This is a genomic window from Dyella sp. 05T440 (genome assembly GCF_056395965.1).
The window spans coordinates 473,082-485,095 of sequence record NZ_JBFTKN010000005.1 but is presented as its reverse complement, the minus strand read 5'-3'; the positions used below and the strand labels follow the sequence as shown (position 1 = coordinate 485,095).

At 65.7% G+C, this 12,014-nt stretch carries 12 protein-coding genes; 7 read left to right on the top strand and 5 right to left on the bottom strand.

Going from position 1 to position 12,014, the window contains the following annotated elements:
- The first annotated feature begins 36 nt into the window (after window positions 1-36).
- Genes AC1DE1_RS09060 through AC1DE1_RS09040 form a run of 5 tightly spaced genes read left to right on the top strand, consistent with a single transcriptional unit; the run spans window position 37 to window position 5,130 of the window.
- Window positions 37-1,518 (top strand): TolC family protein, encoded by a 1,482-nt coding sequence (locus AC1DE1_RS09060; protein ID WP_441602640.1) that lies wholly within the window; start codon window positions 37-39, stop codon window positions 1,516-1,518.
- Window positions 1,518-2,651, top strand: a complete 1,134-nt coding sequence (locus tag AC1DE1_RS09055) for an ABC transporter permease (RefSeq protein ID WP_441602639.1) — start codon at window positions 1,518-1,520, stop codon at window positions 2,649-2,651. Before AC1DE1_RS09060 ends, AC1DE1_RS09055 begins: the two co-directional genes overlap by 1 nt.
- Before the next feature lie 3 nt (window positions 2,652-2,654).
- Window positions 2,655-3,404 carry an ABC transporter ATP-binding protein gene (locus AC1DE1_RS09050; protein ID WP_441602638.1) on the top strand — a complete coding sequence of 250 codons (750 nt, stop codon included), beginning with the start codon at window positions 2,655-2,657 and terminating at the stop codon, window positions 3,402-3,404.
- A complete protein-coding gene (locus tag AC1DE1_RS09045; protein WP_477175437.1) occupies window positions 3,401-4,339 on the top strand; it encodes an efflux RND transporter periplasmic adaptor subunit in 939 nt (312 codons plus the stop codon). The genes AC1DE1_RS09050 and AC1DE1_RS09045 overlap by 4 nt, the downstream gene beginning before the upstream one ends.
- Before the next feature lie 11 nt (window positions 4,340-4,350).
- Window positions 4,351-5,130 (top strand): MipA/OmpV family protein, encoded by a 780-nt coding sequence (locus AC1DE1_RS09040; RefSeq protein WP_477175436.1) that lies wholly within the window; start codon window positions 4,351-4,353, stop codon window positions 5,128-5,130.
- 21 nt (window positions 5,131-5,151) lie between these two features.
- Here the strand turns inward: AC1DE1_RS09040 and AC1DE1_RS09035 are convergent, their stop codons facing one another.
- A complete protein-coding gene (locus AC1DE1_RS09035; protein WP_046970005.1) occupies window positions 5,152-5,472 on the bottom strand; it encodes a non-heme iron oxygenase ferredoxin subunit in 321 nt (106 codons plus the stop codon).
- Window positions 5,469-6,017: a GNAT family N-acetyltransferase gene (locus AC1DE1_RS09030; protein WP_441602635.1), complete on the bottom strand. Its 549-nt coding sequence runs from the start codon at window positions 6,015-6,017 to the stop codon at window positions 5,469-5,471. Before AC1DE1_RS09030 ends, AC1DE1_RS09035 begins: the two co-directional genes overlap by 4 nt.
- Window positions 6,018-6,173: 156 nt before the next feature.
- On the opposite strand from AC1DE1_RS09030, the gene AC1DE1_RS09025 reads away from it, so the two are divergent.
- Window positions 6,174-8,213 carry a M13 family metallopeptidase gene (locus tag AC1DE1_RS09025; protein ID WP_477175435.1) on the top strand — a complete coding sequence of 680 codons (2,040 nt, stop codon included), beginning with the start codon at window positions 6,174-6,176 and terminating at the stop codon, window positions 8,211-8,213.
- Window positions 8,214-8,326: 113 nt separating this feature from the next.
- The gene (locus AC1DE1_RS09020; RefSeq protein ID WP_477175434.1) at window positions 8,327-8,584 is read left to right on the top strand and encodes a putative hemolysin; all 258 of its coding nucleotides are present in this window, start codon (window positions 8,327-8,329) and stop codon (window positions 8,582-8,584) included.
- Window positions 8,585-8,594: 10 nt separating this feature from the next.
- Here the strand turns inward: AC1DE1_RS09020 and AC1DE1_RS09015 are convergent, their stop codons facing one another.
- Genes AC1DE1_RS09015 through sufC form a run of 3 tightly spaced genes read right to left on the bottom strand, consistent with a single transcriptional unit; the run spans window position 8,595 to window position 11,965 of the window.
- Window positions 8,595-9,842: an aminotransferase class V-fold PLP-dependent enzyme gene (locus tag AC1DE1_RS09015; RefSeq protein WP_477175433.1), complete on the bottom strand. Its 1,248-nt coding sequence runs from the start codon at window positions 9,840-9,842 to the stop codon at window positions 8,595-8,597.
- Window positions 9,843-9,878: 36 nt separating this feature from the next.
- Window positions 9,879-11,198 (bottom strand): Fe-S cluster assembly protein SufD, encoded by a 1,320-nt coding sequence (gene sufD / locus AC1DE1_RS09010; protein WP_441602626.1) that lies wholly within the window; start codon window positions 11,196-11,198, stop codon window positions 9,879-9,881.
- The gene (sufC, locus tag AC1DE1_RS09005; protein WP_477175432.1) at window positions 11,195-11,965 is read right to left on the bottom strand and encodes a Fe-S cluster assembly ATPase SufC; all 771 of its coding nucleotides are present in this window, start codon (window positions 11,963-11,965) and stop codon (window positions 11,195-11,197) included. The genes sufD and sufC overlap by 4 nt, the downstream gene beginning before the upstream one ends.
- Window positions 11,966-12,014: the final 49 nt, after the last annotated feature.

Below are 12,014 nucleotides of genomic sequence, written 5' to 3'. Positions count from 1 at the left end.
TCCCTGTCGTGCCGTTGCTCAAATCTCAGGAACTTCGTGCTTCAGCGTCGAAACAACCCGGATCTGCCGAACATGGAAGCTGCGCCTCGCCGGGATCGCCGTCCATTGATCAGTGCCTTGCTGGCGTGTGGACTTGCGCTGGTGGCCGGCTGCTCGGTGGCCCCGTTGCCCGAACTCAAGCCGCCCCTCCCCGAGACCTGGCGCAATGCGCCGGCCGGCGTGGCGCCGCCCTCCGCCGACCTCAAGGGCTGGTGGACCGCGCTGGGTGACCCCGAGCTGGACGCCCTGATCGATCGCGCCCTGCAGAACAACCTGGACGTGGCCCAGGCCGCCGAGCGCCTGCGCGCCGCGCGCACCCTGAACCACCACGCCCACGATCCCTACCTGCCCAACCTGCACGGGCGCACCAACGACCTGATCGATCCGGACACCACGGCTTCGTATTTCGTGGTCGGCTTTGATGCCGTGTGGGAGCTTCCGCTGTTTGGCGCCTGGCAAAGCAGCAAGCGCGCGGCCCAAGGCCAGGAGAACGGCGCGGCGGCCGCCTTGCGCGGTGCGCAGGTGTCCCTGGTGGCCGAAGTCAGTCGGCGCTGGATCGAACTGCGCTCGGCCCAGGAGCAGGCCCGCCTGCTCACGGCCATCCGCGATGCCCAGCAGCAAAAGCTGCAGCTGGTGCAGGTGCGCGAACAACTGCGGCTGGTGGCGCCAGTCGAGGTCGCCAAGACCCAGGCTGAACTCGCCCGCGCCGAGGCCGCGCTGACCGAACCCCAGCAGGTCATCAACGCCTGCGTGCAGCAGCTCGCCCTGCTGCTGGGACAGCCCGAACCCGATCTGGCGTGGCTCACGCCCGGTCCACAACCGCGCCTGGGTGCCTGGCAGCTCACCACCGCACCGGCCGACATGCTGCGCGCACGTCCTGAAATCGCCAGCGCCGAAGCCGAAGTGCTGCGCGCCGCCGGCGAGCTGGGCATGAGCCGCGCGGACATCTATCCACATATCGGCCTGGGCGCGTCGCTGCAATGGTCGACCAATATTCTGTCCAACTATCGCGCGCACACCGGCGAAGCCATTTCCTCGTTCGGCCCGATCATCGATGTGCCCTTGTTCGACTGGGGGCAGCGCGTGGCCGCGGCACACGCCAAGGATCATGAGCTGAAGGCCGCCGTCTACGCCTATCGCCAGGCCGTGCTGCAAGGCGTGGCGGAAGCGGAAACGGCGATGGGCGACCTGGAGCAGTCGCGCACACGCGAGGACGCCACGCAGCGCGCCAGCGTGGCGCTGGACAGCAGCATCACCGCCCTGCGCAAGCGCGAGGAACTCAACCTGGGCAGCAAGCTCGACGTGCAGGAAGGCCTGATCGAAAACCAGCGTGCACAGCTTGAACTGGTCAGCGCCATCGCCGCGCGCGACCTCGCCTATGTCTCGCTTTACAAGGCCCTGGGTGGCGCAGCGATGCCCAACCCGCCGATGCCCAACCCGCCGCCTTCCGACGCACCCGTCGCAAAGGGCACGGACTGATGGTCGCGCTGGCACGTAAAACCCTGATCTACGAATGGCGCCGCTTTCTGCCGGCGATCCTCGCTGTCGGTTTCGCCGGCCTGCTGCAATTGCTGCAGGCCGCGCTGGTGCTCGGCATCTTCGGCAGCGCCAGCGTCTACATCACCGGTTCGTCGGCCGATTTGTGGGCCGGCTATCCGGGCACACAGAGCGTGAACCTCGGCCGCTCGATCGATTCGGGCGTGGAAATGCGACTGCGCATGGATTCGGCCGTCACCGCAGTGGAACCGTTCCACTGGGTCGATGCCGACTGGCGTGGCCCCAGTGATACGGGCGGCGTGTCGGTATTCGTGTCCGGCATCAATGCACGTCCCGACGGCATGTTGTTCGCGCATGCGCTGCCGCCCGCCCTGCGCGCGCGCTTGAACGAACCGGATGCGGTGATCGTCGATCGCGCCGATCTGGACAGCCTCGGCGTGAAGGTAGGCGATAGCGCCGTCATCAACGGCCATCGCGTGCGTGTGGTCGGCGTGAGCAGCGGTCTGCGTGCGCTGGGGGGCGTGAACGTGGTGGCTTCGCTGGCCACGGCGGCCGAACTCGATACCGATCCATCCAATGCCAATCGCATGACGTATTTCGTGGCGAAGCTGCGCGACCCGGCTGCAGCCGACGATGTCGCGGCGCGCTTGCGCGGCAATGGTGCGTTCGGCAAGTACGACGTGTGGACCGCGCAGGATTTCGCCCGTCGCTCGCAGCTCTATTGGATGTTCGATACCGGCGCCGGCGCGGGCGTATTGTTCCTTGCCGGCATCGTGTTCCTGGTTGGCGCCGTGATCACCAGCCAGACCCTGGTCGCTGCAGTGATCGGTTCGGTGCGCGAATACGCCACGCTCAACGCCCTGGGCGTCGGCGTCGGTGCACTGCGTCGTGTCGTGATGGAACAGGCCTTCTGGGTGGGCGCGCTGGGCCTGGTCGGCAGCACCGTGCTCGGCGCCATCGCGCTGGCCATTGCGCGCAGCCGCAGCGTGCCGGTGGCGCTCGATCCGTGGACCACGCTGGCCTGCCTCGCGCTGGGCATGGGCCTGGCCATCGTGTCCGGTCTGGCCGCCATGCGCAGCTTGCGCCGCGCCGATCCCGCCACCTTGCTGAGGTAAGCGATGAGCGCGCAGCCACAGGCCATGCCCACGGTGTCGTTGCAGGCACGCAACGTCACCAAATCGTTCTCGTCGGGACCGATCCACCACACCGTGCTGCACGACCTCACGCTGGACGTGCACGCCGGCGAACTCACCCTCATCTCCGGACCTTCCGGCTGCGGCAAGAGCACGCTGCTCGCCATCCTGAGCGGCCTGCAGGCAGCCGACAGCGGCCATGTGATGGCGCTGGGACAGGACCTGGGCGTGCTCGGCATGCGCGAGCTCGAGCGCTTCCGTCTGCTGCACACCGGTTTCGTGTTCCAGGGTTTCAATCTTTTTCCGGCGCTCAATGCGCTGGAACAGGTGGAATTGCCGCTGAGCTATCTCGGCCTGGCACCCGGCGAAGCGCGCCGTCGCGCGGTGGCATCGCTGGAAGAAGTGGGCATGGGCCCGCGCATGGAGCTGCGCCCTTCCGAACTCTCCGGCGGCGAAAAGCAGCGCGTGGCGATTGCACGGGCGCTCGCCAAGGAGCCGGGCCTGTTGTTTGCCGACGAGCCCACCAGCGCGCTCGATGCCGCGAACGGGCAGATCGTCATCGATATTCTTCACCGCATCGCACGCACGCACGGCACCACCGTGTTGTGCGTCAGCCACGATCCTCGACTGGTTGGCCACGCAGACCGCGTGCTCGCCATGGAAGATGGCCGTATCCTTAGTGACCGTGTGCCCTCTGCGACATTGACGTCAGGGCACGAGGACCCTTCTGCATGACCTTGCGCCCGCTACATTCCCTGCTTGCCCTGGTGCTGGTGGCACCCGTGCTGGCTGCCTGCTCGCATGACGACAGCGGCAAGTCGACGTCGTCCACCGCACCCACTGCCACGTATGCGGCGGTGGCGCGCGGCCGTGTTGATATCGAAGGCGGCCTGCTCAAGCTCAGCATGCCGCGCGAAGGCGTGGTGGCCGACATCAAGGTCCGCGAAGGCGACCATGTGAAAAAGGGCCAGGTGTTGGCCGTGCTCGACACCAAGCCTGCGCAGCTTGCCGTGAGCGCGGCCGAAGCCGAACAGAAACAGGCGAGGGCCCAAGGCAGCTCGTTGGAAGCGCGCCTGAAGGCAGCACAGCAACGCGCCACGCGCCTGCAGGCAGCGGCGGCAGCCGGGGCTGGCGATGGGCAGAGCGCCGATGACGCCAGGGATGCCGCCACCCAGCTGCAGGGCGAACTCGACAATGTGCGCGCCGCCGACGCCATGGCCGCGCAGAAGCTGGAAGCGGCGCGCTATGAGCTGGCGCAGCGCAGCCTCGTTGCGCCCGTGGACGCACAGATTGTCGAGCGCGACATCCAGCCCGGCGCCACGGTATCGCCGCAAGGCGGCGCGGCCTTCGTGCTGCTGCCCGAAGGCGCGCGCATCGTGCGTGCCGAACTCAACGAATCGTTTGTGAGCGCCGTGCACGAAGGCATGCATGCCCAGGTCGTTGATGACAGCGGCAGCGGCGTGCCGACGCTGGGCGCGCATGTGCAGCGCATCGGCACCGTGTTCGGTCCCAGTGCGCTCGAGGAAGATCCCCTCATTCGCGCCAACACGCGAACCGTCGAATGCGTGCTGGTGTTCGATGAAACGCCGCCGTCGTCGCTGCGCATCGGCCAGCGTGTGATCGTTCAGTTCGGCGACAACGCAGGCGCGCGCGCCAAACCTGGCGCGTGATCCGGATCGGCATGCTGCTGCGCCGTGTTGCCGCCAGTGCGCTGCTGTCCGGCTGCGCGTTGTGCTCGATCGCCAGCGCGGACGACGCGACCGAAGGCCCCAACATCATTCTCGGCGCGGGCGTGCAGCGCATGCCGGCCTGGCTCGGCTCCAGCGATCATCGCAACCAGGCCGTGCCTTATATCGATGCCGAGCTGCCCTGGCATATCACGCTGTCGACGCTCGATGGCCTCACCGTGGATTTCATCCATAGCGGCAAGTGGCGCGGCGGACTTTACGGCAACTACCTGTGGGGCCGCGACCGCGACGAACTCGGCCCCAGGCTAGGCGGCATCGTCGAGTCGCTATCGCCGCGCATCAACGGCGGCGGTTATCTGGAATACCAGGCCACCACGCAGTTCAGCCTGGGCGGCAATCTGGCGCACGACACGCAAGGCGCCGGCGCCTATCTCAACGTGTATGCGGACTACGACCTGCCCGTCATCGGTTATCTCAACCACAGCCTGGAGCTGCAATGGCAGGCGATGAACGGGCCGGCGATGCGTCGCTTCTTTGGCGTATCGCCCGATCAGGCCAGCAAGCTTGGCGTATCGCCATGGTCACCGAATGCCGGCGGCCAGCAGATCTCGCTCGAATACGACGCGTATATGCCCACCAGCATGCACACTGGCTTTGCCGTGGCGATCAATTACACGCGCTTGCTGGGCGATGCATCCGGCAGCCCGCTGGTGCGCAGCTATGGCTCGGCCAATCAGCTCACCACCACGTTGGCCTTCGTCTACCGTTTCTGAACCGGGAACAAGCGCTCCCCTTCAACGATCGTCGCGCGTCCAGATCTGCCCGTCGACTTCGTGCACCGGAAAACTGGCGATCGGTTCGTACGCGGGCGGACAAGTGACGGCGCCCGTACGCACGTCGAAGCGCGCACCGTGACGCGGGCACTCCACTTCGAAACCGTGCACCTCGCCGCCGGCGAGGTCGCCGCCATCGTGGCTGCAGACGTCTTCGATGGCGTAGAGATCGCCGTCGATGTTGTAGACGGCGATGGCCGTGTCGCCATCCCACACCACCTTGAATTCGCCCGGCAACATCTCGCTGCGCGTGCCCACGAAGATCCAGTCGGCGAGATTCATGCGAACACCTCGCCCAACGGCTTGCTCATGCACACGAAATGCAGGTCGTCGCGGCGCGGCAGGCCGCAGCGTTCATCGCCATAGGGAAACGGCAGCGTTTCGCCGGTGAGCTGGTAGCCGCGGCGTTCGTACCAGGCGATCAGTTCGGCACGCTGCACGATCACCGTCATGCGCATGGCCGGCACCTGCCACGAGGCGTGCGCCACGCGCTCGGCTTCGGCCAGCAGGGCCCGGCCGATGCCGCCCATCTGCAGCTGGGGATTCACCGCAAACATGCCGAAGTACCCGGCCCCGCCCTGCCGTTCGATATGACAGCAGGCGAGCAGGACGCCATCGCGTTCGGCCAGCAAGATCTTGCTGCCTTCGCGACCGATCAGCTCGGACACGCTTTGCGCATCGGTGCGCTGCCCGTCCAGCAGGTGGCTTTCGGTGGTCCAGCCGCGCTGGCCGGATTCGCCGCGGTAAGCCGATTCGACGAGGGTCACCACGGCCGGCACGTCGGCGGCCGCAGCGGTGCGATAAAGGAGTTCAGACGCAGTCATCATCCCCACATGATACCGCTCGCTGTCGTCATCGCACCGCACAATGACCTTCGACACTGTCGGCTCCCTGACACCCCTGCCTAGCCTGTGGATTGGGGCCGAGCGCCCTGCGTATGACCACGACCGGATGCACGCCATGCATCCCACCAGGGAGAATCCATGAAGAACCGCATTGTGAAACCGCTCGCGCTGGCCGTGGGCCTGGCTCTGTGCACCGGCGCGCTGGCCGCCCCCGGCGGCTCCTTCGACGTGAAGGAGCTGGACACCAACAAGAGCGCCTGCAACGACTTCAACGGCTTCGTCAATGCGAAGTGGCTCGCCGCCAATCCGATTCCCGCCGACCGCACGCGCTGGGGTTCGTTCGATGCGCTGCGCGAAGACAGCCTCAACGTGCAGCACAGCATCGTCGACAAGGCCGCCAAGAATGTCGCCAGCGCGCAGCCTGGCTCGATCGAACAGAAGATCGGTTACTTCTACGCCTCGGGCATGGATGAAGCCGCCATCGAAAAGGCCGGCTACGACCCGATCAAGCCGGAGCTCGCGCGCATCGACGCGCTGAAGAACAGCAAGGACGTGGTCGCCTATATCACCGACAGCTACGCCCGCGGCAACCCGGTGACGTTCCGCTTCTTCGGCAACGCGGACTTCAAGGATTCCAGCCGCCAGATCGCCTATGCCAACCAGGGCGGCCTGGGCCTGCCGACGGCCGATTACTACAGCAAGCCGGACTTCGAAAAGATCCGTACCGCCTACGTCGCGCATATCGCGCGCACGCTGCAGCTGGTGGGCGTGAGCGAAGCCGAGGCACAGAAGCAGGCCAAGGCCGTGATGGCGTTCGAGACGCGCCTCGCCGCCGCGTCGCTGGTGCCCACCGAACTGCGCCAGCCGGAAAACCGCTATCACTTCGTCAGCATCGCCGACGCCGACAAGGCGACGCCGCACTTCGAGTGGGCCGCGTTCTTCAAGGCCCAGGGCGCGGACGTGAAGGATGGCTTCTCGCTCTCGCAGCCGAAGTATTTCGCCGAGTTCGACAAGATGCTGGCCGACGTGCCCGCCAGCGACTGGCAGGCGTATCTGCGCTTCCATGCGATCGATGAGGCCGCGCCGTATCTCTCCACGCCGTTCCAGCAGGAAGACTTCGCCTTCAACGCGCAGACGCTCAACGGCCAGAAGGAAATGAAGTCACGCTGGAAGCGCACGCTCGACAGCGTGGAAGGCGGCATGGGCATGGCGCTGGGCCAGCTCTACGTGGCGCAGACCTTCTCGCCGGAATCCAAGGCGCGCGCCGAACAGCTGGTGGGCGATCTGCGTGCGGCCTACAAGAACCGCATCGAAAACCTGCCGTGGATGAGCGAAGCGACCAAGAAGAAGGCGCTGGAAAAGTGGGCTACCTTCACGCCGAAGATCGGCTATCCGGACAAGTGGCGCGACTGGGCCGGCCTGACCATTCCCAGCGGCAACAGCTATTTCCAGAACGTCCAGGCCGCCGACAAGTTCAACTACGACTACATGGTCGACAAGATCGGCAAGCCGGTTGATCGCACCGAATGGGGCATGACGCCGCAGACGGTGAACGCGTACTACAACTCGCTGAAGAACGAGATCGTGTTCCCCGCCGCCATCCTGCAGCCGCCGTTCTTCGACGCCAAGGCCGATGACGGCCTGAACTACGGCGGCATCGGCGCCGTGATCGGCCACGAAATGGGCCACGGCTACGACGACCAGGGCAGCAAGTTCGACGCGAAGGGCAACAACGTCAACTGGTGGACCGACGAAGACCGCAAGGCCTTCGAAGCACGCACCGACCGCCTCGCCGACCAGTTCAATCACTACGAAGCGCTGCCGGGCAAGTTCGTCAACGGCAAGCTGACCATGGGAGAGAACATCGGCGACCTGGGCGGCCTCAACGCGGCGTACGACGCACTGCAGATGGCCCTGGCCCGCAACCCGGCCGAAGCAAAGAAGAAGATCGACGGCTACACGCAGGACCAGCGTTTCTTCCTCAACTGGGGTCGCGTCTGGCGCGGCAGCATCCGCCCGGAAGCGCAGCTCACCCTGCTCAACACCGATCCGCACGCACCTGCGCAGTTCCGCGCCATCGGCGCACCGTCGAACATGCCGGCCTTTGCACAGGCGTTCCAGTGCAAGGCGAACGATGTGATGGTGCGTTCAGCCGACAAGCAGGTGAAGATCTGGTAACGGCTATCGCCTGGTAAGCGAGCAAAGCGCCGCGGTCATGCCGCGGCGTTTTCGTTGGTGTGGCAAGCTAGTCGCAACATGTCATGCGTATGGCCTATCGAGGAGGCGTTGCCATGAGACATGCCATCACGACCCTGCTCGCCTGCGCGCTCGCAGCGTGTGCCACGCCGCCACCCGCTCCACCCGTCGCGGGCAAGGCCGGCCTCGCCAACCCCGCGTCGACCTATTGCGTGCAGCAAGGCGGGCGGCTCGATCTGCGCAAGGACGCCGCCGGCAACGTCAGCGGCATCTTCCAGGATGGACGGGCGTGCGAGGAATGGGCGCTGTTCCGCGATCACCAATGCGTCGCGCCGAACATGGCCAAGCCCTGACGCCACCGCTTCACATCAGCAGCTTGCGCACCTTGAGCAGCGCGGTCACGAAGGCGTCGATCTCTTCGCGCGTGTTGTAGAACGCGAACGAAGCGCGCAGCGTGGCCGGCACCTGGAAGAACTGCATCAGCGGATGGGCGCAGTGGTGGCCCGAGCGCACGGCAACGCCCTGAAGGTCGAGCAGCGTGGCCAGGTCGGTGGCTTGTGCACCCTCGATCAGGAACGAGATCACGGGCTCCTTTTCCTTCGCCTCGCCAAACAGGCGCAGGCCGGGGATTTCGCGCAGGCGCTCCGTGGCATAGGAGAGCAGCTGCTGCTCCCAGGCATGGATGGCTTCGAAGCCCACGGAGTCGTAGTAGTCGATCGCCGCAGTGACGCCGGCGAATCCGGCGATATTGGGCGTGCCCGCCTCGAACTTGTGCGGCGCTGTGGCGAAAGTGGTGCCGGCGAAACTCACTTCGCGAATCATCTCGCCGCCGCCGAAGAACGGCGGCATCGCGTCGAGAAGCTCCTTGCGTGCCCACAGGCCGCCAGTGCCGGTGGGCGACAACATCTTGTGGCCGGTGAAGGCGTAGAAGTCGCAGCCCAGCGCCTGCACATCCACCGGGCGATGCGGCACCGCCTGAGAGCCGTCGACTACCAGGGGAATGCCACGCTTGCGACATTCGCGCGCGATCTCGCGCACCGGGTTGACCGTGCCCAGCACGTTCGACACATGCGTGACGCAAGCCAGCTTCACGTCGGGCGTGAGCATCTCGATGTACTTCTCGAGGATCAGCTCGCCGCGCTCGTCGATTGGCGCCGCCTTCACCGTGGCGCCGGTGCGCGAGGCGGCGATCTGCCACGGCACGATGTTGGCGTGGTGCTCCATCACCGTGGTGAGGATGCTATCGCCTTCCTTCAGGCGCGGCAGCGCATAGCTGTAGGCAATGAGGTTCATCGCCTGGGTCGTGCCCGAGGTGAGGATCAGCTCATTGCGCGAGGTGGCGTTGATGAAGCGGGCCAGCTTGTCGCGCGAGCCTTCATAGGCCGCCGTCGCCTCTTCGCCCAGCAGATGCACGGCGCGCGATACGTTGGCGTTGTGATGGCGATAGTGCGCATCCACTGCCTCGATCACGCTCTCCGGCTTCTGGCTGGTATTGGCGTTGTCGAAATAGATCAGCGGTTTGTCGTGCACGGTGCGCGACAGCAGCGGGAAATCCGCGCGGATGCGCTGGACGTCGAAAACGGTCGGGCTCGGCTTGGTCTGTGCGTTCATCGTGTTCGTTTCGCCTGATTGCTGTCGGGCCGCCGGTCAGGCGGAAGGCAATTGCGCCATCAGTCGTTCGTTGATGTGCTCGCGCAATCCCTCGTCCGGCAGGGACTCGAACACGGCACGGCAAAAGGCCGCGGTGAGCATGGCGCGTGCTTCGGCCAACGGGATGCCGCGCGAGCGCAGATAGAACAGCGAGCGCTCGTCGAGCTGGCCCACGGTGGCACCGTGCGCCGCCTTCACCTCATCGGCGTAGATCTCCAGTTCGGGCTTGGTGTCGATCTCGGCCTGGGCCGACAGCAAGAGATTCTTGCTGCTCAAGCTGGCGTCGCTGCCATCAGCGCCTTCGGCCACCACGATGGCGCCGCGGAACACGCCGCGCGAACGCTCGTCGGCCACACCACGCCACACCGACTCGGACGTCGTATTGAGCGCCTGGTGGCGGATCGACATCTGCGTATCCACATGCTGGCGACCGCGCAGGGCGAACACGCCGCCCGTGTCCAGGCGCGACTTGTCGCCTGCCAGCACGGCGTGCAGGTCGTGGCGCACCAGCGAGCCGCCGAGCTCCAGCACATACATTGCCGCGTGCGCTTCGGCATGCAGCTGGAGGCTGTCATGGCGCACCAAGGTGCTGGCGTCGGAAGCATCCTGCAACGTCACGTGACGTAGCTTGGCGCCCTGGCGCAGCACCATATCGGTGACCTGGGTGCCGAGGTTCTGATGGGAATCGGTGGCTACGTGCTGTTCGACCAGGGAGAGCTCAGCGCCCTCGCCCAGCTCGATGACCTGGCGCACATGCGATGCAAGCGCGGCGTCCGCCGGCGCACCGATGAACAGCACGCGGACGGTCTTCGAAACTTTCGTGCCAGCGGCCACACGCAGCACCACGCCATCACCGGCAAGCACGGCGTTGAGGCGAGCAAACACGTCGCCGCCATCGCGATAGTGACGCGACAAGGCAAACCGCAGCGGTTCGGCATCGCCCTGCAGCACCTGCGACAGCGGCTGCAGCGTCAGGCCGGCCGGCAGGTTGTCCACGCCAGACAAATCCTGACGGAACACGCCGTTGACGAACACCAGCGACGGACCGTCGATACCGGCCAGCGCATAGCGGTCGATATCGATCGCACGCGTGGACGCCTGCGCATCGCCGGCAGCGAATCGCCGTTGAGCCAGCGCGCGCAGCGCGGTGTACTTCCACGCCTCCATACGCGTATCCGGCAGGCCGCCGGCCACGAAGGCATCGAGGTTCTCGCGGCGCGCGGCATCCAGCCAGCCGATGCCGCTGCCCGGCAGCTGAGCCTGAGCGGCAGCCTCCAGCAGCGATTCGACGAAGGGCGTGCGCTGGGCTTCGCTCATGCCGAGGCTCCAGTGAGCGCGGGATCCTTGTCGTTCACCCACGCATAGCCCTGCGCTTCCAGCTTCAGTGCCAGCGTCTTGTCGCCGCTTTCAACGATGCGGCCATCGGCCAGCACGTGCACGAAATCGGGTTCGATGTAGTCGAGCAGGCGCTGGTAATGGGTGATCACCAGAAAGCCGCGCTCAGCCGAACGCAACGCGTTCACGCCCTGCGCCACCTGCTTGAGCGCATCGATGTCCAGGCCCGAATCGGTCTCGTCCAGGATCGCCAGCTTCGGTTCCAGCACGGCCATCTGGAAGATCTCATTGCGCTTCTTCTCGCCACCGGAGAAACCTTCGTTCACGGCGCGATGCAGCAGTTCGTCGGAGATCTGCATGATCTTCAGTTTCTCGCGCACCAGCTTGAGGAACTGCATGGAGTCGAGCTCTTTCTCACCGCGCTGCTTGCGCTGCGCATTGAGTGCGGCGCGCAGAAAGTAGGTGTTATTGACGCCGGGGATTTCCACCGGGTACTGGAACGCCAGGAACACACCGGCAGCGGCGCGTTCTTCCGGCTCCAGCGACAGCAGATCGACGCCGTTGAAGGTGACGGAGCCTTCGGTCACTTCGTAACCGTCGCGACCCGAGAGCACATTGCCCAGCGTGGACTTGCCCGCGCCATTGGGGCCCATGATCGCGTGCACTTCGCCGGCGTTCACGCTGAGCGTGAGTCCCTTGAGGATGTCCTTGCCCTCGACGCGGGCGTGCAGGTTTTCGATCTTCAGCATGACGGTTTCTTCAGTGGGCGACGCCGGGGCGTCGCATGTTCAAAATAAG